General features: G+C 41.7%; 17 protein-coding genes and 1 pseudogene. 13 read left to right on the top strand and 5 right to left on the bottom strand.

Annotated elements, in window-relative coordinates; genetic code table 11:
• The first annotated feature begins 43 nt into the window (after positions 1 to 43).
• The 9 genes and pseudogenes from CQ839_RS13885 to CQ839_RS13845 all read left to right on the top strand — a co-directional run bounded on the left by CQ839_RS13885 (position 44) and on the right by CQ839_RS13845 (position 8,973).
• A complete protein-coding gene (locus CQ839_RS13885) occupies positions 44 to 700 on the top strand; it encodes a chorismate lyase (RefSeq protein ID WP_103668878.1) in 657 nt (218 codons plus the stop codon).
• Positions 701 to 781: 81 nt separating this feature from the next.
• Positions 782 to 1,258, top strand: a pseudogene (gene coaD, locus CQ839_RS13880) (pantetheine-phosphate adenylyltransferase); the annotation flags it as partial.
• A gap of 389 nt (positions 1,259 to 1,647) precedes the next feature.
• Entirely contained in the window at positions 1,648 to 2,247 is a 600-nt protein-coding gene (locus CQ839_RS13875; RefSeq protein ID WP_103668962.1) for a GerMN domain-containing protein, read from the top strand.
• A gap of 56 nt (positions 2,248 to 2,303) precedes the next feature.
• Positions 2,304 to 3,875 carry a glycoside hydrolase family 3 N-terminal domain-containing protein gene (locus CQ839_RS13870; protein ID WP_103668877.1) on the top strand — a complete coding sequence of 524 codons (1,572 nt, stop codon included), beginning with the start codon at positions 2,304 to 2,306 and terminating at the stop codon, positions 3,873 to 3,875.
• Positions 3,876 to 3,877: 2 nt separating this feature from the next.
• Positions 3,878 to 4,534 (top strand): methyltransferase domain-containing protein, encoded by a 657-nt coding sequence (locus CQ839_RS13865; protein WP_103668876.1) that lies wholly within the window; start codon positions 3,878 to 3,880, stop codon positions 4,532 to 4,534.
• A gap of 97 nt (positions 4,535 to 4,631) precedes the next feature.
• The gene (dacB, locus tag CQ839_RS13860) at positions 4,632 to 6,092 is read left to right on the top strand and encodes a D-alanyl-D-alanine carboxypeptidase/D-alanyl-D-alanine-endopeptidase (RefSeq protein WP_103668875.1); all 1,461 of its coding nucleotides are present in this window, start codon (positions 4,632 to 4,634) and stop codon (positions 6,090 to 6,092) included.
• The gene (locus tag CQ839_RS13855; RefSeq protein ID WP_103668874.1) at positions 6,092 to 6,577 is read left to right on the top strand and encodes a hypothetical protein; all 486 of its coding nucleotides are present in this window, start codon (positions 6,092 to 6,094) and stop codon (positions 6,575 to 6,577) included. Before dacB ends, CQ839_RS13855 begins: the two co-directional genes overlap by 1 nt.
• Before the next feature lie 122 nt (positions 6,578 to 6,699).
• A complete protein-coding gene (locus CQ839_RS13850) occupies positions 6,700 to 7,479 on the top strand; it encodes an MlaE family lipid ABC transporter permease subunit (RefSeq protein ID WP_103668873.1) in 780 nt (259 codons plus the stop codon).
• Between the two features lie 57 nt (positions 7,480 to 7,536).
• Positions 7,537 to 8,973 (top strand): tetratricopeptide repeat protein, encoded by a 1,437-nt coding sequence (locus CQ839_RS13845; RefSeq protein WP_103668872.1) that lies wholly within the window; start codon positions 7,537 to 7,539, stop codon positions 8,971 to 8,973.
• Positions 8,974 to 9,136: 163 nt separating this feature from the next.
• On the opposite strand, the gene CQ839_RS13840 is transcribed toward CQ839_RS13845, so the two are convergent.
• Positions 9,137 to 10,210, bottom strand: coding sequence for a nuclease-related domain-containing protein (locus CQ839_RS13840; RefSeq protein WP_103668871.1), 1,074 nt, complete (start codon positions 10,208 to 10,210; stop codon positions 9,137 to 9,139).
• An 85-nt stretch (positions 10,211 to 10,295) separates the two neighbouring features.
• Positions 10,296 to 12,443, bottom strand: coding sequence for a polyribonucleotide nucleotidyltransferase (locus CQ839_RS13835; protein WP_103668870.1), 2,148 nt, complete (start codon positions 12,441 to 12,443; stop codon positions 10,296 to 10,298).
• A 353-nt stretch (positions 12,444 to 12,796) separates the two neighbouring features.
• Here CQ839_RS13835 and CQ839_RS13830 point away from each other — a divergent pair, with 353 nt between their 5' ends.
• Complete coding sequence (locus CQ839_RS13830) at positions 12,797 to 13,186, top strand: universal stress protein (RefSeq protein WP_103668869.1); 390 nt, start codon at positions 12,797 to 12,799, stop codon at positions 13,184 to 13,186.
• Between the two features lie 101 nt (positions 13,187 to 13,287).
• Here CQ839_RS13830 and CQ839_RS13825 read toward each other — a convergent pair whose 3' ends face one another.
• From CQ839_RS13825 to CQ839_RS13815, 3 genes are all read right to left on the bottom strand, one after another.
• Complete coding sequence (locus CQ839_RS13825; RefSeq protein WP_103668868.1) at positions 13,288 to 14,433, bottom strand: cysteine desulfurase family protein; 1,146 nt, start codon at positions 14,431 to 14,433, stop codon at positions 13,288 to 13,290.
• A gap of 73 nt (positions 14,434 to 14,506) precedes the next feature.
• On the bottom strand, positions 14,507 to 15,301 hold the full coding sequence (locus CQ839_RS13820) for a TatD family hydrolase (RefSeq protein ID WP_103668867.1): 795 nt from the start codon (positions 15,299 to 15,301) through the stop codon (positions 14,507 to 14,509).
• A 232-nt stretch (positions 15,302 to 15,533) separates the two neighbouring features.
• The gene (locus tag CQ839_RS13815; protein ID WP_103668866.1) at positions 15,534 to 15,926 is read right to left on the bottom strand and encodes an AbrB family transcriptional regulator; all 393 of its coding nucleotides are present in this window, start codon (positions 15,924 to 15,926) and stop codon (positions 15,534 to 15,536) included.
• Between the two features lie 1,246 nt (positions 15,927 to 17,172).
• Here CQ839_RS13815 and CQ839_RS13810 point away from each other — a divergent pair.
• From CQ839_RS13810 to CQ839_RS13800, 3 genes are all read left to right on the top strand, one after another.
• On the top strand, positions 17,173 to 17,985 hold the full coding sequence (locus CQ839_RS13810; RefSeq protein WP_103668865.1) for an MIP/aquaporin family protein: 813 nt from the start codon (positions 17,173 to 17,175) through the stop codon (positions 17,983 to 17,985).
• 171 nt (positions 17,986 to 18,156) lie between these two features.
• Entirely contained in the window at positions 18,157 to 19,716 is a 1,560-nt protein-coding gene (locus tag CQ839_RS13805; RefSeq protein ID WP_103668864.1) for a GMC oxidoreductase, read from the top strand.
• Positions 19,717 to 19,771: 55 nt separating this feature from the next.
• Positions 19,772 to 20,554, top strand: a complete 783-nt coding sequence (locus tag CQ839_RS13800; protein ID WP_103668863.1) for an SDR family NAD(P)-dependent oxidoreductase — start codon at positions 19,772 to 19,774, stop codon at positions 20,552 to 20,554.
• Positions 20,555 to 20,587 lie beyond the last annotated feature (33 nt).

Raw genomic sequence — 20,587 nt, 5'->3', positions numbered from 1 at the left:
CTACAATAAAGAATATGTTACGGATTGTTAAGATAAATCCTGTATGAAACTTTCTTCTCCTCTTTCTTCTCCTCCAAGTGCAGCCAGTACTGCAAATCCACCTCTCAATAGGGGAATCATCTCAGCATGGAATTGCATCGAAGAGCCGATGTGGCAAGGCAGCGAAGCCGACATTCGGAAAGGTTTGCCATTTAACCTGCTATCTCCAACTTGGCAAATGTTCTTGATGGGCGATGGCGCACCAACTCGACATTTACAGCTATTGACTCAATCGGAAATCTCCGTAGATGTGGTTGCCATGACTTCAATAGGGGAGAGTGATGACAATGCTCCATCGGATATTACCGCGATCGCAGCACCTCGAATTCGCCGTCAGATCTTTTTGCGATCGCAGCAAACTGGAGAGATATTTTCCCATGCAACCTCTTGGTGGTCTGAGGCAACGATGCAAAAATACCTCAAAGATCCATCTCTGCCAATTTGGGTCAGCCTTAACCAAAAGTACACAGAGCTTTACCGTGATCTCAAAGGTATTTATAAAGGACATTGTCCCAACTTAGCTGAAGCTTTTGGCTATCCTGAGATTGATACTTATTGGGGTAGGCATTACTTGTTGTGGCATGGGGGCGAGCCAATCACGATGATTTATGAGATCTATTCACCCGCGATCGGCAAATATCTTGGTTCCAGCAGCCTTTAAAAATAAGCCACGCAAAGCGTGGCTTATTTTTAGGAGCTTTGCGCTGTTATAATCGCTTTCTATAGCTAGTCGGTGACTGCATTGATTGCCATTTATCCAGGTAGTTTTGATCCTATTACCCTTGGACATATCGATATTATTAAGCGCGGTAGTCATCTATTCGATCGCGTTATCGTCGCTGTTTTAAGAAACCCAAATAAAAATCCTCTATTTACGATGGAGGAAAGAATGCTCCAAATTAGTCAAGCAACGCAACACTTAGATAATGTCGATGTTGACACCTTTACAGGGCTAACTGTCACCTATGCCCATCTCAAGCAAGCAAAGGTTTTAATTCGAGGATTAAGAGCAGTTTCAGATTTTGAATTGGAATTACAGATGGCACATACCAATAAAACCTTGGCTAATGATATCGAGACGGTTTTTCTATCTACTTCCAATGAATATAGCTTCTTGAGCAGTAGCGTGGTTCGTGAAATTGCTCGTTTTGGTGGTGAAATTGGGCATTTAGTAACTCCCGAAGTAGTGACCGCCCTAAGACAAAAATTCCAACACCACTAATTGCTCTCAGTAATACCAAAACACAAAGTGGCGTAGCCACTTTATGTTTTTAAAACCCTTACAGGGGTTGCATTTTAATTCACAGAAGTGTTGTCACACTTCTGTGAATTGGTATAAGTTGTTGGAATTAAATTTAGGATGGGTTGGCGATCGCGTAACCCATAGTTGATGTCTAATTGATGCGTTACGTTGCACTAAAGAATCCTACATTTAATTAAGCATTTCTACTTATTAAGAGTTTTTTGCTTAAGAAAAAGGAATTAACAGGACTTCTGACTGACATCTTTTTGGACTTTAAGCTGCTATAAAATAGATTAAGGAGCTAACTCGCGTTTGTTTGCGTCAATAGTATTATGCAAACTTAATCAACGATGAAGAGCGAAATTATGAAAATTCCAGTTTTAAGCAAAAGTACTTGGTTTGGGCTAGTAGCGGCGGCGGTTGTCGGCGGCTCTGGTGCGGCAGTGCTTGTGCATGGCACTTTTAATAATCAGCCTAATCCCCAATCATCAGCACCAGCAAGTATCAACCAAGTAACCCAATCTCCACCACCTGCAACCAGAGCCGTGGATGGTCAGTTGGCTGTTTATTGGATCGAGTCTAGTAAAAATAAACTGATCGCTGTGCCGATCGCAGTTAAAGCCAAAAGTAATGATGAGGCGATCGGCTCAGTGATCAAAATGTTGATTTCCGAAAAGCCTCCTGAATCGGAGCTTTATAGCGCCATTCCTGAAAACACCAAAGTCTTGAGCGCGACAACAAAAAACAAGGAAATTCGGATTGATTTATCTAAGGATTTCACCCAAGGTGGTGGCTCTGCTTCAATGCAGGGAAGGATTATTCAGGTTTTATACACAGCTACGACTTTAGAACCCGATGCAAAAGTCTTTTTGTCCGTGGAAGGTAAGCCGTTAAAATATATTGGCGGTGAGGGCTTAGAAGTCCCTCAACCAATGACCCGCAAAGATTTTGCATTAGAGTTTTAGCAATATGTGGCGCGAAGCGCCACATATTGCTACCCATGATAGTTTTTAGTTAATTTATGTCGCCAATCAACTTACCTGATATTGATAGTCTTAGCCTCATTGAGCAAGTTTCTCAAATGCTGGTAGTTCGAGCTTGTGGGATGCTTTATGATCATCAAATTCAGTATCCGCAGTGGGAATTGCCCAATGCGAAATTACAAGCTCTGATTAGTGACTATGGTGTTGGCGGTGTAATTTTGCTGGGTGGTAGTGCACCTGAGGTTGCTCTAAAAACGCAGCAAATGCAATCATGGGCAAAAGTACCTTTGTTGATTGCCGCTGATATTGAAGAAGGTGTCGGGCAACGCTTTAGTGGTGCGACATGGTTTCCGCCACCAATGTCATTGCAAGCGGTTTCCATGAAATATGCCGAGGCGATGGGTAAAATCACTGCGGAGGAAGCTTTAGCGATCGGCATCAATTGGTTACTTGCGCCGATTGTTGATGTTAACAATAATCCTGAAAATCCAGTAATTAATGTGCGAGCTTTTGGGATTACCGCTGGTGAGGTGATGGGAGCGACGAGGGGATTTATTGCGGGTGCAAAGCAATATCCTGTCCTGACTACAGCTAAGCATTTTCCTGGACATGGTGATACATCGGTAGATTCACATTTACAAACACCAACGCTACTTCACGATCGCCTAAGATTTGAGAATGTTGAGTTTCCACCTTTTATTAATGCGATCTCGGCGGGTGTGGATGCGGTTATGACTGCGCATATTTTAGTACCTGCCTTTGATCGCAAAAATATCGCTACTTTATCGCATCATATTATTACGGGGATTTTGCGAACTGAATTAGGTTTTGAGGGGATTATCACCACGGATGCACTGATCATGTCAGGCATTGCTAATTTGGGTAGCCCTGAAGCGATCGCTGTGCAAGCCATAAAAGCAGGTGTGGATATTTTATTGATGCCTGTCGATCCGATCGCTACAATTCATGCTGTATGTGAAGCGGTGGAATCCAAGGAAATACATCGAGATCAAATTCGAGCATCTGTCCAAAGAATTTGGAAGGCGAAACAAAAAGTTTGCGGTATTCCTCCAAATCTAAAAAAACTTGGTAATCCGCTGAATCTAGGAATTGCTAAGTCAATCGCTACCAAATCCATTAATGTTTATTCCACGCTCTCAAATCTTCATCCTGACAATGTTAAAGAGCATTTAGAAGCAAATTATTTGAATTTGATTATTGTTGACGATCCACTGACCTGCGAAGAGTTTCTCAATGCGCGATCGCCTGCGGTGTTATTACCAAAAAATAATGGCTATCAGCGCATTGTGGCAGATGGATTAACATTAGACAATCTAAAATACGACCAATTTCCGAAAATATTTATCCAAATCTTTAGTCGCGGTAATCCATTTCGTGGCAATACCAACCTGTATGAAAAGATTAAAAATTTAGTTACCGACTTGACATTGGAGCATAAACTGCAAGCAATAGTTCTCTATGGAAGTCCTTATACTTTAGATCAGTTATTACCTTTATTACCAATTCAAATGCCTTGGGGCTTTGCCTATAGCCAACAACCAGAGGCTCAGGAGGCAGTTTTACAAAAGCTAGGATTTGGCCAAATCTAAATATGAGAATTTTATTTGGGTTATTTAGGTTTATTTTGATTGCTTTCATCACATCATCAACCTTGTTAGCTTGCAATTCTCTTTTTATTGATAAATCGCCATCGCCAAGTAATCAATTAGAGAGTAACCCACTCCCGTCACTTCCCCCCATAGCGCCGAAAGACATAGAGCCAGAGAGGATTCCCGACGCTCCATATTTACAAACGCCCCCAGAAGTAGTACTGAAAATGCTGGAGATGGCAAAGGTAAATAAGAATGACGTTGTTTATGATCTAGGTAGTGGCGATGGCAGAATCGTGATTGCTGCTGCCCAAAAGTTTGGCGCAAGAGCCATCGGTATCGAGATTGATCCTGAATTAATTAGAGAATCTGATCGAGAATCAAAATTGGCGATCGCCAAAACACCAAAAATTCGCGATCGCATTCAATTTATTAAACAAGATTTTTTTAAAACAGATTTGCGTGATGCAACCGTAATTACGCTATACCTTCTACCACAAGCAAACCTTCGTGTACGTTCCGAAATTTTACCTAAATTAAAGAAGGGAACAAGAATTATTTCCAATGAATATGATTTAGGAGATTTACCTCCTAATCAAACTGAAACAATTAAAGTTGGCAATCGTGAATATAGAATTTATCTTTGGATTTTAGATTAATAGATTATCCTGAACATTTGATGAGCATTACTTTACAAAGTTTTTTCTTGTTTTTTATGCTAATCTGTTGCCTATCTTGTTCTAGTCAGTTTGTCCATTGAGAAACACAATATTCACTAAGATCGCTCTAGTTGTGATTTCTTTAATTACGGCTATTCCTGCTTATGCAAATAGTGATCGTCTCTGCCCCGCACAATTACAAAAAGAGGTAGAAAAAGTCGCTCAGTCACCTAAATTGCAACCATCGCGAGTTGGTGTATTTGTGCAAACCAATGAGACTAAGCCGCAAACATTAGCTAATCTTGATGGCGATCGCTACTTTATCCCATCATCAAATGCCAAATTGTTCATAACTGCGATCGCTCTAAAAACATTGGGAGCAGACTATCGTTTTGCTACCCGTTTGATGTCGCACAATTTGCCAAATACTAAAGGAGAGTTAGAAAATGGATTATGGCTTGTTGGCTCAGGTGATCCTAGCTTTCGCTCGGCGACTGGTTTAAAATCGCTAGTAACTCAACTTAAAAATAAAGGTGTAAAGCAGATTAATGGTGGAATTTGGACTTTAACATCTCACAAAGGCGCAGAAGTTGCGAGCAGCTGGGAATGGTCTGATTTACAGGAATATTATGCAGCGATCGCATCTCCTTTTACGATTAATGAAAATGCTATCAACTGGACTGTTAGCCCAGACACAACTGGCAAACCTGCAATTTTTACATGGGACACTCCTGAATTGGCTAAGGATTGGCTTGTAGAGAATCAAGCAATTACAGGTACAGCCGATTCAAATTACAGCTTAAAAGTTGTTCGCCCCTATGGTCAAAAAGTTCTGATCATCTCTGGTGTAATACCTGAAAAGTCAGAGCCAGAAATAGGTGGCGTGGCTATTCCCAATCCAGAAGCTAATTTTTTAGATTTATTGCGTCAGGAACTAGCTGCACAGGGCATTACGGTTTCTCAAAATATTTCTACTAACACTTCCAAAAGGCTTCCACCTACTCAAGATTTAGCGATCGCTTACTCACTACCTCTCTCTCAATTAATCATTACAACCAACAAAGACAGCAATAATCTCTACGCAGAATTGCTATTAAGAGCTTTAGGAGATCGTCTTAATGAAAATATGCCCGATGACAATTTGCTTGGTGGCATGATAGCGATTAACAAGTATTTGCAATCTATCAATACCCCTCCAGCCTATACTTTGCTCGCCGACGGTTCTGGTCTATCACGTCGCAATTTAACAACTCCCAGAGCGATTGTTCAACTTTTGCAAAGTGTGGCGAGCGATCAGAACTTTCGTAAATCTTTAGCAATCTCTAATGTCGATGGCACATTGACTAATCGATTTAAAAATACTTCTGCCCAAGGATTAATTCAAGCTAAGACAGGAACGTTAACAGGTGCGATTGCATTGTCAGGATATGCTAATCCTCAAAATCATCGTGAAGTCATTTTCAGTATCATCATTAATAATAGTAATCTTCCGTCAAGGGAGTTGCAGAAATATATTGATGCGATCGCTTTATTATTAACTCGCCTTGAACCCTGTTAATGAAGAAATCTGCTGGTCAAAAGAAATTCCTATTCATTACTTTTATAGCTTTAACAATAGGAAGTATTGCCACAATGATTGTGTGGTCTATACAAGACCCATCGCAAACAACTTCTTCTGATGCCAACCTTGCTCTATGTCCAACCATGTCAGACAACTTAAGTAAATCCAAGAGTTTGAAGTTTCATCCCATCAAAGTTGTCGCCAAGCCTTGGCTTGGTGAGCATCATGTTTACTCCATCTTTGCTTTACCTTTGCAGTATAAAGACATCTACCATCGTTCTCAGCTATTGGTCAAAGACACCGACACCCCTTGGGAGGTTACGCCCACCGATGGGATTAAATATGGCGAGGTAGCACCTGAAGACTCCTTTTTAGTAATTGGATTTTTTCCTACTCGTCTGACTCTGTGGTATTGGGTAAGTGGTCGGTTTGGCGAACTGAGACAGCCCTGCAATTGGACTCTCCATCTTTTTCTCAGATAAATAAACGCAAATGGCGCAAAGTAACGCCTCTTTTTTCTTTGCCGATATTTGCGATGAAGGCTACGATAAAAACAACAAAAAATGTTTGCCGCTTGTGAGTGGTGATATAGGAAATTGAAAACATGGGAAATTTTGGCAGTTGGCTAATTAAGCTGGGGCAAAGTTGTTTACTGATCGGACAAATCATCACCCATGTTTTGATCTATCGCCGCTTCCATTGGCGTAACACGATCGAGCAAATGTCGATAGTTGGTACAGAGTCATTGCTGATTACGTTAATCACGGCTTCCTTTGTTGGCGCAGTATTTACAATCCAAGTGGCGCGAGAATTTATTAACTTTGGTGCACAACAGGCGATTGGCGGGATTTTGGCGATCGCCTTAGCTCGTGAGCTAATTCCTGTACTGACAGCGGTAATCATTGCAGGGCGCATTGGTTCAGCATTTGCTGCGGAAATTGGCACAATGCAAGTAACTGAGCAAATCGATGCGCTCTATATGCTGCGAACTAATCCTGTGGATTATCTAGCAACCCCTCGTGCGATCGCCTGTTTATTAATGTTGCCTATCCTCACAATTTTAGGCTTTTTAACTGGTATGGCTGGCGGCTTATTTCTATCTCAAGCCATGTACGCCATTCCCTACAACATGTTTCTAAATTCTGTGCAGAATTTACTCAAGCCTTGGGATTTAATCGCAGCACTAATCAAATCCAGCATTTTTGGGGTTTTAATTGCAGTGATCGGTACAACTTGGGGGTTGACCACTACAGGTGGAGCAAAGGGTGTGGGCGAATCTACTACCACAGCCGTTGTTACTGCCTTACTAGCTATTTTTATCAGTAATTTCTTCCTGTCATGGGTCTTCTTCCAAGGTATTGGCTCTAGCCTAACTGGTTCATAGTATCGATCTATAGAAAATTTATGGCGCAAAGCACTCTAACTGAATACGCAATAAATAATGAACTTTAGCTTCAGCTTTTTTACTCCTAACTTAATAATTTTTTGCGGTTGGATTTTTTCAGTCTGTTTACACGAATGGGCGCATTCAGTCGTTGCTTATCTGGGGGGAGATATCTCTGTAAAACAAAAAGGATACTTATCTTTCAATCCCCTTGTCTACATTCATCCTGTCACTAGCATCTTGTTACCGCTTATCGTGCTAGTGATCGGTGGAATACCTTTAACTGGGGGAGCTGTATATATCGAGCAAGCAAGCATTCCTAGTCGATTGATGCGATCGGCAGTTTCCCTAGCTGGACCGAGTGCCAATATTATTACAGCTCTTTTGTTTGCCATAATTTATCGTTATGCGCCCTTAACCCCAATAGTTTTAAATGCACTTGGCTTTTCAATTTTTTTGCAGTTTTATGCTGCCATCCTCAATCTGCTACCAATACCATCTCTAGATGGATTTGGCATCATCGAACCTTGGCTTGCCCCATCTCAGAGAACATACATAAGAAGTCTCGGTTTTAACTTTGGTTTTATATTCTTACTGAGTCTCTTAATACTTGTTCCCAATTTTAGCAAAAGTATCGTTGATGCATCTCTGAAAGGAACTGTGGCATTGGGAGTAACATTGCGTGCAGTTGGAAATGGGGCGGAGATATTTTCAGGAAGTAATAGCAAAGCAATTTTTGGCATATTGATATTAGTAATGACAGTAGGTTTTTACTTTCATCACTACATATTTACTTCCCACTTACGACATTTTCAGAATGGTTATAAATTTTTCGCAGCAGGTGAATTCCATAAAGCTCTGAAAGCCTACAAAGATTCTGTTGAACAAAACCCAAATTTCTTTGAAGGATGGAAGCAAATGGGACTTGTTTTGTACTTACTTGGTCAATATGAACAAAGCATAGCTGCTATCCAGAAATCAATCAAACTTGACAGAAGCGACTGGTCGCTATATCTCTTTAACGGAAACAGTTATGCAAAGTTAGGAAAATTTGCAAAGTCTGCTAATGATTTCTCTACAGCACTTAAATTGTCCCCGAACAAATATGTTGTATACAATGATCGTGGTCTTGCTCTCGCAGAACAGGGTAATTATCAACAAGCGATCTCAGATCTCAGTACAAGCATCCAACTGGCAACAGACAGTCCTATCATCCTTGCATTTTCTTATAACAATCGTGGATATGCATTTTACCTTCAGGGTGACTTTGAATCGGCTCTGATTGATATCAATAGGTCATTAAGCATAGATTCGAGTAATTACTATGCGTACTACAATCGCGGATTGGTTTACTTGGCAAAAGAGTTAAATTCTGCGGCAAAAGAGGATTTAGTTCGATTCGTTGAATTATGTCAAACTCCTCAAAATAAGTATTCATTCCAAGTTCAAGAATTACTAGAAAAAGCTAATTTACATATACAAAAACTTGCATAATTCTTACAATAATTTGTTAATCAATTAATTATAGAGATCTTAACTAGGTTTTCAGGGCGCGAAGCATTCGACTAGTGCCGAGTTTGATAGCTTGCTGTACTAAGGAAAGAATCAACTCAGTGATGGGTAAGTCTGGAAATACTAAGTTTGATCAACCATTTATCTAGGGATTAGTATAAAACAACTGCGAAGTACCACATTTTTCGCATCCACTAAAAAACTGTAACCCGCTTTTTCTAATTTTTTCGCGATCGCCACAGGACGGACAAATATTTTTGATCGCCGTATTTTTTCCACAATCGTTACATTTGAAGAAATAACTGTGAACATACAAAATCGAAATATTTGGACTTTGGCAATGGGAACAAGTGTTTGTTGAAGTTGGCTTTACAGTTTTGACGACTGGATTATGGCTAACGTCTGATTTCTGATAATCGCTTGGAGTGACGGGAATAATCTTTTTCGGAAGTGATGCTGGTTTGGCTGTGGCGATCGGATTTGAGGCTGAAGGAGACTTAATGTCTGGAACGATTTGAGCAGAAAGACTTGTGGGCTTGCTGTTTGTATTAGTAAAAGATTCCTTGATTTTTGCAGGCTTGTGTTGAGTCAACAAAAAGCTACTAATTCTTGGCACTTCATCCATATCAAATAGATAAGCAGATTTTAGGCTAAAGGTTAACAAACTATCGATTTTGCGATATTCAGACACAATTTCTCTAACCTTATCAGCAATTTGATCGGCTTTGCATACTGTTTTGAGCTTGTCATTTATTGGGCGATTGATAATACCAGAATCAGAAATTGCAACTAATACATCGATAGGCATTTTCGTGAACTGTGCGCGTCTTCCCAAAATTGGTTTGTTACGCAAAGTCTCAACATGATCTTCTAAATAGTCCTTGAGAAATTTCCCTTGGCGTTGAGCTTGCAAAATTGGTGAAGGCATTCCTTGCCAAGCATTATTAAACCAACGTTTCCACTCGCCGAATTCATTTACCTCAACGCGAGTTGTGACGCTTTTGCTCTCAATGATTATCATTCCATAGCGATGAAGTACTAAATGATCGATCTGACAAGCATCCCCTGCTTTTTCAAAACGCAGATTATTGAAAACTAGAAACAATGGATCATCTTTAAATTCTCGGTTCAGATAAAAAGCTAGCTGAGATTCTGCACGGTATCCTGCTTGTTCAAATTTATCAGTTGTTTCAATACGATCAAGTTCTTTAATAATCATTACTTTCTTAAGCCCCCAAAATACTTTTTAGCTTTTAACACAAAAAAGGGTGGATGCGCGAAGCGCATCCACCCTTTTTTGATATTTATTCGGCAGATGCAGCAGCAGCAGTACGTGCGGCGGCAGCTTCGTCGGGGTGAATACCCAAACGAGTTAGGTTAAAGCGTCCACGATTATCAACTTCGCGGATCTTAATCAAAACTTCATCGCCAACGGCAACTTCATCTTCGACCTTACCTACACGACCTTCCGCCAATTGGGAAATATGAACCATTCCTTCCTTACCAGGTAGAAACTCCACAAATGCACCAATCGGAATAATGCGAGTGACCTTACCGAGATAGACATCACCCGAACCAACGCGACGAGTCATGTTTTCGATGATCCGCTTGGCTTTGAGCGCACCTTCACCACTCATCGATGAAATCATGACTGTACCATCATCTTCGATGTCGATCTTGGCTCCAGTTTCCTCCGTGATGCCCTTGATGTTCTTACCACCAGGCCCAATGATCATACCGATTTGTTCAGGATCGATGCGAATTGTCAGCAAGCGTGGTGCATAGGGTGAAAGCTGAGGTCTAGGTTCAGAGAGCAATTCCAACATCTTGCCCATGATGTGAGCGCGACCAGTCTTAGCTTGCATCACGGCAGAGCGGACTGTATCCATCGAGATGCTAGTGATCTTCATGTCCATTTGTAGGGCGGTGATGCCTGTGTCTGTGCCAGCCACCTTGAAGTCCATGTCGCCAAGAAAATCTTCAATGCCTTGAATGTCAGTAAGAATGCGAACTTCATCGCCTTCTTTGATCAAGCCCATCGCTACACCGCTTACAGGCTTAGTGATTGGTACACCTGCATCCATGAGCGCAAGAGTCGAGCCGCAGACTGAACCCATCGAGGTTGAGCCATTGGAGGACAAGACTTCCGATACTAGACGCAGAACATAGGGGAATTCGGCTTTAGATGGTAGTACAGGAAGAAGTGCGCGTTCGGCTAAGGCTCCGTGACCAATTTCACGACGACCAGCCGATCGCATTGGTCTAGCTTCACCAACCGAGTAAGGCGGGAAGTTGTAGTGGTGCATATAACGCTTTTTCGCATCAGGATGCAAATCGTCCATTTCCTGAGCATCCCCTGGAGTACCAAGGGTTGCGATCGTCAAGACTTGGGTCAAGCCACGATTAAATAAACCGCTACCATGCACGCGAGGAATTACGCCCACTTCTGTCCAGATGGGGCGCACCTCGTCGAGTTTGCGTCCATCGATGCGAACGCTCTGATCGATTACCTGCAAGCGCATTAGCTTTTTGGTGAGTTCCTTGTAAGTGGCGCTAATCACTTTTTTATCAGCAACCAACTTCACAGGATCTTCATCGGGCAAAGCTGCGATCGCTGCTAAAAGTTCAGCCTTAATCGCATCAAGGTGAGCATCGCGGACATTGCGATCTTTCTCGCAACTAGCAACTACTTGAGCAACTTTATCTTTGACCGTATTGGCAATAAAGTTTTCCAAAGTGGAATCGGTTTCGGGGTTGATGATTTCTGGCAGCGCAATCCCTAACTCTTGTAGCAAATCAATTTGAGCTTTGATTAGTTCTAGCACGGCTTCATAACCAAAGTCGATCGCTTCGATCATGTCGGCTTCTGGCAATTGATTTGCGCCAGCTTCGACCATGATGATGCCTTCGGCTGTACCTGCAACCACTAGGTCGAGGTCACCTGCTTCTACTTCGGCATAGGTAGGATTAATAATAAATTCATCACCAACTAAACCAACACGAACGCCAGCCATTGGCCCCATGAATGGTAGTCCTGCGATTAGCGCGGCGATCGATGCGCCTGTCACGGCTAAAACGTCAGGTGGTACTTTGTCGTCGATCGCCATGGTTGTGGCGACGATTTGCACATCATCACGCAACCAGTTGGGGAACAAAGGACGCATGGGGCGATCGATCAGACGACAAGTGAGAGTTGCTTTTTCGGGGGGACGACCTTCACGACGTAAGAAACCACCAGGAATACGCCCTGCTGCATATAGGCGCTCTTCATAATCAACAAGCAGTGGCACAAAATCAACACCGTCACGAGCAGGACCTCTGGTCGCTGTCACTAATATTGCTGTCTCTCCACACTGGACTAATACTGAGCCGCCAGCTTGGGGTGCAAACGTGCCAATTCTTAATTTAATTTCCCTGCCATAAAAAGGGATAATTTTTGTTACGGCTTCCATCTATAATCTACTTCCGTTTTGACTTTTTTCTCGTTATATATCAGGCAATGTTAGCACTGATGTAGTATGGTCTGCCGTTTGTTAAGTGCGATCGCTGCAAAAAATGAAGATATACGCTTTGCACATGCCACTGGTTAACCTTATGCGCGATCTCAGTAAAATCAAGAACCAATTTTTTGTGGCATGGCTTCGCTATGTCACAAAAAATTGGTTCTTTTAGGGCTGATCACATGTTAAAAATTAAGAAATTTAAAGATTGTTAGGTACTTTTGATTATTAAAATAGAGTTCAAGATAACAAAAAACTCTTGAATTCGTAATCTAATATCCGAATTGCAGTGCTAGGTAGGAATTATGTTTAAAACTGTTTTATTTCCTTTAAACAGAAGTCAAGAAACCCGCCAAGCTGTGGCCGTAGCGATCGATCTCGTTCAAAAATATCAATCGCAGCTATATGTCCTGTCAGTAGCTGATCCTGATACCACTGATAGCGATCGCGAATCTTCCCGAGAATTGATTAAAGAAATTGAGGCTTACTTTGCGGAAGCGGGCATTGTGGTTAAGAGCAAAATAGCTGAGGGTAAAACTGCCTTTGTGATTTGTGATTTTGCCGATGAAATTAATGCTGACTTAATTGTGATGGGTTCAAGGGGAATGAGCCTGACCGAAGAGCATCCTGACGGTAGCAGTGTCAGCCAAAAAGTGATTAACCTTTCGCCTTGTCCTGTATTAGTCGTGCCTTAAGAAAGTCGCTTTGCGACATCCAAAAATCAAGGGTGATGCAAAGCATCACCCTTGATTTTTGGATGTCGCGAAAAATCGTAGAGGCAATTCATGAATTGCCTCTATGATTTTTCGCGACTAAGAATTTGGTGGATGACTAAAGCTGTCCATTCAATATCAGCAACATTGTTGGATTTGCCCAGTGTAAGGCGGATACTATTTTTGGCTTCTGTTTGCGAATATCCCATTTCTAACAGGATCGAACTTGGCTCGATCGCACCGCTACTACATGCCGAGCCAGAGCTAATAGCGATCCCAGCAAAATTCATTTCGCGCACAAGATGACGACCATCAACACATTGATGATAAAAACTAAGATGGTGCGGTAACCTATCGCATCCCATCATGCCTATAGGAATCAGTTCGGGGATATCAGCGAGCAATGCGTATAGACGATCGCGCAACTTGGCTAAACGTAGAGATTCTAATGGCAGTTCCTTTTCGGCAAGCTCGGCGGCTAAACCTAAACCTGCGATCGCGGCGACTGCCTGAGTGCCTGAACGATAGCCTCGTTCTTGTCCACCGCCTTGAATTAACGGGATTAGCGATCGCCTCTTAGTCGTCAAAGGGTTAATATACAACGCCCCGATCCCTTGAGACCCATAAAACTTATGCGCCGAAAGTGACAGCAAATCAATTGGTAAAGCTTGCACATCAATAGGCATCTTGCCGATCGCTTGCACCGCATCGGTGTGAAATAGCACATCAGCATTACGACAAATTTGTCCTAGTTTCTCAATCGGTTGAATCGTCCCCACTTCATTTTGGGCAGTGATGATTGATACAAGTACGGTATTAGGGCGTAGCGATCGCGCGAGATCATCTGGTTCAACAAGCCCTTGACGATTAACAGGTAATCGCGTGATTTCCCAGCCATGTTGTTCTAGATAATAGGCTGGTAAGCGCACCGCCGAATGCTCAACCGAGGAAATAATCATATGCTGCGGTGTGCGGTATTGCCTTGCAATTCCCATGATCACCATATTGTCTGACTCTGTGCCGCCAGACGTGAAAATAATTCCTTCAGGATCTGCATTAATCAAACTTGCTACTTGCAGGCGCGATCGCTCGATCATCATGGTTGAACGTTCGCCCCACCAATGCAAACTAGAAGGATTGCCCCATTGCGATCGCATCACTTCCGCCATCAAGTCGATGACTTCTGGTCTGGTAGGAGTTGTTGCAGCATGATCTAGGTATATTTGCATAAAATAATTTTATCTTAATCACTCAAAAAAAGAGGAGGCTCAAAGCACCTCCTCTTTTTTTAAGTACATTTTTTTAGGATAGCGAAAACAGCTTAAAAGCATTGTTAGTAGTTTCTAAAGCTAGCGTCGCTAACTCCACTTCCCTTAACTTAGCAACACTCTCAGCTACATGCAGCACATAGGCTGGTTCGTTGCGCTTGCCGCGTTTCGGAACTGGCGCGAGAAATGGACAATCGGTCTCCACTAAGATGCGATCGCTAGGTACAATTTTTGCGGACTCATGCAAATCGTGAGCATTCTTAAAGGTGACCACACCACTAAAGCTGATATACATCCCCAAATCTACAAACCACTGTGTCTCCTCAGGACTCCCAGCCCAGCAATGCATCACGCCTCGAACTGGTTCTTGAGGTGATTCTGCATTGATTTCTTGCAAGACTTGACGGGTAGCAACCGAGGCTTCGCGTGAATGAATAATCACTGGCAAATTTAGCGATCGCGCTGTTCGCAGTTGAGATTTAAAAGCTTCAATTTGAGCAGTTTTACTGTCAGATTTAAAAAAATCTAACCCCGTTTCCCCAATTGCCACCACACGTTGATCGCTAGTTGCTAAAGACTTGATGCGATCCCCAATTTCAGGATTCCAACCTGTCGTATTTAAACTTTTGTCTAAGGGATGTAAACCCACTGCAAAACTTACTTCAGGAAATTGATCAGCGATCGCTTGAATTTGTATAAATTCATCGGGACTGACACAAGAATGAACTAATCGCGTCACCCCATTACTTAACCAGCGATCGCGAACTGCCTCAAGATCGGATTGAAAATCCTTGAAGTTGATATGTACATGTGTGTCTACTAGTTGCATAGAAAGAAAACCTAGAAATCAGAATCATATCGAAACTCATAAAGCATAAAAACAGCGAGAAAACCAAACACTCCCCCACAAAGCAGTATTAATCTTCTCGCTCAAATTTGCTGATCAAATCATCTGTTCTGTATGGTCTAGACCTAAAACTTATCGCCTAAAATTTCATTTTAGACTATTAACTTTTAATCTTGATCTTTATATTTAACAGAGATTTAAGATGTATATATACCTACTCTGTCTTATCTTCTGATTGCTCATTACTCAACTGGATTAGATGAATGTGCTTGTATCCAAGCTTAATTTCAAACTCGTCGCCTTCATTTAAACCCATTGATCTTGTATAGGTAGAACCGATCACGATTTGCCCATTTTTATGAACGCTAACTCGAAACGTAGGTTCGCGACCGCGTCCATCTTTATTCTGTTCAGGATTAATTGCAAATCCTCTTGCAGCAAGCACCGCTTCATAAAACTCTGTCAAATTAACGCGATCTACTCCATCTTTTCCACGAGTGAAGTACCCACATTTTTTAGCTTGCTCACGCTTGGGCAAGTTATTTAGCTCTTTTGCTTTTTGAAGAAGTGCCTTTCCTGTTAAAGGAGAAGTTACAGTGTCTGTCATAGGATTATCAGAAATTTCAAGATTTCAAAATTGAAAATTTCTCTCTAAATAAAAATAGAAGAAAAATTTGCAAACCTTTGGATTTTAACCCATATAGAATTGCATTCTTATTGTCGTACATTTTTAAGCATATTGAACAAGATATTCAATAAGATTTTCAATTATTTTTTGAATTTCCTATAGCAATTGAAAAAATATACTGAGTAATGTCATTGGTATTTTGGCAAATGCATGGAAACACGAAATAAATGCATATAGAATTCACCTTGTCTACCAGATAGAATATTTCAACAAGAATTAGATGGCTGCTTTTAGATTAATTACACTCAAATCTGACTAAACATTATTTTGTCTAATTTTAGACAGTGCCATCTTTGAAAATTGGCAATGCAAAAATAGTTTTAATCGCCATAAAAAAAACTTCATACTAATTAAAGCTATATTTCTTCCCCCATATAGGTGATTTATTGAGACACTTACTCAATTAACGAAATGAGTAATTAGGGCTTGTCGTTTTGGTAATGGCAGGGTTGCTCTTTTCCAAAACGTTTATTAAGGCTCCCCACCTTATGGGACAGTTGATTTAGGTATTAGCTGATATTGATTTCTTTCTTATCCCATTCCCTCTCGAGCATTACCCCTATTGCTTCTACCACTCCAGATGGGGCATATTCCAAAATCAGGGGCAGAGGAAAAGTAAATTTAGATTGCAGATAGCCCTATCGTATTTTCCAATCAGTGGGGTTAGCTGCCACATTAATAATTCATCAGCCTTTGGCTTCGGCTGTGGAGATTCCTCATGCATTAAGACTTCAGGATCACCATAGCTGTGAAACTGAATAAAGATTAAGGATTCTCTCAGGGAATGTTAAGGCTTCACTTCTAATCGTGTAATGATCGTGTATTAATCTTTACCTATCCAAAGAAACAGGAAAACCCCATACTTAAGTTCAGGTTTATATTAGTGATTTGGGTAAAAGAATTGAAGCGTGTTTGCCATAACATTGTGTACATTCTTTAAATAAATTCTATATCGCGTTGTAAGTGCGTGGAAAATATTCTAATTGAAGAATTGGAACTTAAGTAAATGGGTAAAAAGAATCAACTTTAGCGCTTCTCGTATATCTCATATCCGTGATGTCCAGAAAAAAGTACAATCCCTAAAAAAATTAAAATAGGGAAAAAGATTTGCTGCTGCTTTGTCTTGGAAGAACCTTCACGTTTTACTAGCTAAGAGATTGGAAAAATGAACTACAAACTATTTCGTAGCCATTTGCCTGAATATTTAATCGAAGCATGGGGATTAGGAAGTTTTATGATTTCTGCTGGATTTTTCAGCACGATCGTCGCTCATCCTGATTCTTTTATCAATAAGTCTATTCCCGATCCTTTTTTGCAGAGAGTTCTCATTGGGATTGCGATGGGATTAACAGCGATCGCGATTATTTACTCACCTTGGGGCAAACAATCGGGCGCGCATATCAATCCTGCTGTAACATTTACCTTTACGCGACTAGGTAAAGTTAATCCCCTTGATGCTCTGTTCTATATTATCTTCCAAACTGTGGGAGCGCTGATTGGTGTCTTAATCGCCGCATTAGTGCTGGGACGAATGTTTACCTATCCACCGATCGCCTATATCGTCACAGTTCCCAATACAGGAACAGCGATCGCTTTTTTTGCGGAAATGGCGATCGCCTTTGTAATGATGACGATGGTTTTAGTAACTAGTAATAATCAAAGGTTAGCTCCTTACACAGGCATATTCGCAGGCTTTCTAGTCATGCTTTATGTGATCTTTGAGTCGCCAATTTCAGGGTTTGGCATGAATCCAGCACGAACTCTTGCCTCGGCAATACCATCAGGAATTTGGACAGATATTTGGATTTATATTTTTGCCCCAACTTTAGGAATGCTTTTAGCATCAGAATTTTATGTGCAAACATTTACTATCCACAAAGTATTCTGTGCCAAATTACAGCACCGCAATCACCACCGTTGTATTCATTGCCAATACCAAGACCAATTTCTCCAACAAAATTCTAAGATGAGGAATTAAATAGGAATTAAAAACTAAACGGATGAAACTGAGGATTACCCTCATCGTTTTTTAATCTAATGCTAATAATCTGTCTTTTTGGATATGCATTAATTATTAGTAGGATTGAGAAACATTGATTTTCGAGATGATTGATGTCGATCTAAACCTGAATAGCACGAGGAGAATCCTATGTCTGTCGAAAATTACGACATTATTATTATTGGCACTGGAGCAGGCGGTGGAACTCTGGCGTATGAGCTAGCTTCTACGGGCAAAAAGATTTTAATTTTAGAACGTGGTGGATTTCTACCTAGAGAAAAAGAAAACTGGAGTGCTGCGGATGTCTATCTAAAGGAGCGCTATCACACCGATGAAATGTGGTTTGACAAAGATGATAAAGCTTTTCGTCCTTCCACTGGTTATTGGGTCGGCGGCAATACGAAGGTTTATGGTGCGGCGCTACTGCGGATGCGCGATCGTGATTTTGAAGAAGTTAACCACAAAGATGGCATCTCACCAGCATGGGCAGTCAAATACGATGAATTTGAACCTTACTACACCAAAGCCGAGGAACTTTATACCGTTCATGGTCAGTCTGGGCAAGATCCTACTGAGCCTAATAGAAGTGCTGAGTTTCCCTATCCTGCGGTTAGTCATGAGCCACGAATGCAGGAAATTAGTAACGGGATTCAGAAGCAGGGATTACATCCCTTTAATTTGCCTTTGGGACTAAAGCTGAATGAAGTTGATCGCTCTTTAAGTACTTGTATTCGCTGTAATACCTGCGATGGCTTTCCCTGTTTGGTGCAGGCGAAGGCAGATTCTGAGATATATGGAATTGCCCCAATTCGCCCATTGAACAATGTAACTTTGTTGACTAATGCGAACGTTCTTAAACTACTGACTAACGAGTCTGGCAAACAGGTTAATGCTGTCGAATTAGAGATTGCTGGTGAAGTGCAGACTTTCTCAGGAAATATTGTGATAGTTGCCTGTGGTGCGGTGAATTCGGCGGCTTTGCTGTTGCGATCAGCTAACGACCATCATCCTCATGGCTTGGCAAATAGCTCTGACCAAGTTGGGCGCAATTTTATGAAGCATCTCTGCGTAGCGATGGTGGCGATCGGGCTGAAGCCGAATCCAGCTAAGTATCAAAAGACGATCGCTGTCAGTGACTTTTATTGGGGTGATGCTGAGTTTCCCTATCCGATGGGGTTAGTTCAGAATACGGGCAATGTGCTTAAGGACATGATCCCTGCGGAAGCGCCGCCGCTATTAGCTCCTTTAGTGAAGCTAGTTCCTAATTTTGAATTGGAGCTAATTGCCGAGCATACTACGGGTTGGTGGTTGCAAACGGAGGATTTACCCGATCCCAATAATCGAGTGCGAGTCGTTGATGAAAAGCTATATCTCGACTATGTACCCAATAATCAAGAGGCAAGCGATCGCCTAACTAAGCGATGGACTGAAGTTCTCAAAAACATCGATCGCGACGAGCAGATTATTCCCTTTGGCATTTATCCTCGCAATAATATCCCTTTACAAGCAGTCGGACATCAATGCGGAACCTGTCGTTTTGGCGACGATCCTAAAACCTCAGTATTAGATCGTAACTGTCGCACCCATGATGTGGAGAATCTCTATGTTGTGGATGCTAGTTTTTTCCCCTCTAGTACGGCGGTTAATCCCACGCTCACGATTATCGCTAATGCCATTCGTGTGGCGGAACATTTGAAAAGTATTTTATAGCCAAAGGCGAGCAACGCTCGCCTTTGGCTATTTTTAATTATTTTGGAGAAAAACAATGAGATTAAAAGATAAAGTTGCATTAGTTACAGGTAGTAGTCAGGGAATTGGACAGGCGATCGCGATACGTTTAGCCAAAGAAGGCGCAAATGTCGTGATTAATTATCGTTCCCATCCTGAAGGTGCGGAAGAAACCCTCGCCAAGGTAAAAGAAGCAGGCGGCACATGTCATCCTATCGATGGTATTACGATTAAGGCTGATACTGGCACTGTCCCTGAAGTGCAGCGCATGATTGCTGAGAGCATCGACTATTTTGGGCAATTGGATATATTGGTTAATAATGCTGGCATTGAGAGACATGCGGATTTTTGGGAGGCAACGGAAGCGGATTATGATGCAGTCTTGAATGTCAATCTCAAGGGTGTTTTTTTTGCAACTCAAGCCTTTGTCAAGCATCTGATGGCAACTAGGCGTGGCGGCAAAGTGATTAATATTAGTTCTGTCCATGAGGAGCTACCATTTCCGCACTTTACATCTTATTGCGCTAGTAAAGGCGGTTTGAGAATGATGACTCGCAACCTTGGTGTAGAGCTTGCCCCCTACGGCATCACGATTAATAACGTTGCCCCAGGGGCGATTGAAACACCGATCAATACCAAGCTCTTGAACGATCCTGAGAAATTGGGAGCCTTATTGCAAAATATCCCGATGGGCAGGCTGGGCAAGTCGGAAGATGTGGCGGGTATGGTTGCCTTTTTAGCTTCGGCTGATGCTGATTATGTGACAGGTTCCACCTTTGTTGTAGATGGCGGACTTCTCTGGAATTATCACGAACAGTAAGTATAGGCGGCGCGAAGCGCCGCCTATTTAAAT

The sequence above is a fragment of the Pseudanabaena sp. BC1403 genome (assembly GCF_002914585.1).
Taxonomy (GTDB): domain Bacteria; phylum Cyanobacteriota; class Cyanobacteriia; order Pseudanabaenales; family Pseudanabaenaceae; genus Pseudanabaena.
This window is presented reverse-complemented; position numbering and strand designations above follow the sequence as displayed.

Bases quoted from the DNA above. Each gene is read 5' to 3' on its own strand.
- CQ839_RS13885 (WP_103668878.1), top strand. From the start codon at position 44: ATGAAACTTTCTTCTCCTCTTTCTTCTCCTCCAAGTGCAGCCAGTACT.
- CQ839_RS13875 (WP_103668962.1), top strand. From the start codon at position 1,648: ATGAAAATTCCAGTTTTAAGCAAAAGTACTTGGTTTGGGCTAGTAGCG.
- CQ839_RS13870 (WP_103668877.1), top strand. From the start codon at position 2,304: ATGTCGCCAATCAACTTACCTGATATTGATAGTCTTAGCCTCATTGAG.
- CQ839_RS13865 (WP_103668876.1), top strand. From the start codon at position 3,878: ATGAGAATTTTATTTGGGTTATTTAGGTTTATTTTGATTGCTTTCATC.
- CQ839_RS13855 (WP_103668874.1), top strand. From the start codon at position 6,092: ATGAAGAAATCTGCTGGTCAAAAGAAATTCCTATTCATTACTTTTATA.
- CQ839_RS13850 (WP_103668873.1), top strand. From the start codon at position 6,700: ATGGGAAATTTTGGCAGTTGGCTAATTAAGCTGGGGCAAAGTTGTTTA.
- CQ839_RS13845 (WP_103668872.1), top strand. From the start codon at position 7,537: ATGAACTTTAGCTTCAGCTTTTTTACTCCTAACTTAATAATTTTTTGC.
- CQ839_RS13840 (WP_103668871.1), bottom strand. From the start codon at position 10,210: ATGATTATTAAAGAACTTGATCGTATTGAAACAACTGATAAATTTGAA.
- CQ839_RS13835 (WP_103668870.1), bottom strand. From the start codon at position 12,443: ATGGAAGCCGTAACAAAAATTATCCCTTTTTATGGCAGGGAAATTAAA.
- CQ839_RS13830 (WP_103668869.1), top strand. From the start codon at position 12,797: ATGTTTAAAACTGTTTTATTTCCTTTAAACAGAAGTCAAGAAACCCGC.
- CQ839_RS13825 (WP_103668868.1), bottom strand. From the start codon at position 14,433: ATGCAAATATACCTAGATCATGCTGCAACAACTCCTACCAGACCAGAA.
- CQ839_RS13820 (WP_103668867.1), bottom strand. From the start codon at position 15,301: ATGCAACTAGTAGACACACATGTACATATCAACTTCAAGGATTTTCAA.
- CQ839_RS13815 (WP_103668866.1), bottom strand. From the start codon at position 15,926: ATGACAGACACTGTAACTTCTCCTTTAACAGGAAAGGCACTTCTTCAA.
- CQ839_RS13810 (WP_103668865.1), top strand. From the start codon at position 17,173: ATGAACTACAAACTATTTCGTAGCCATTTGCCTGAATATTTAATCGAA.
- CQ839_RS13805 (WP_103668864.1), top strand. From the start codon at position 18,157: ATGTCTGTCGAAAATTACGACATTATTATTATTGGCACTGGAGCAGGC.
- CQ839_RS13800 (WP_103668863.1), top strand. From the start codon at position 19,772: ATGAGATTAAAAGATAAAGTTGCATTAGTTACAGGTAGTAGTCAGGGA.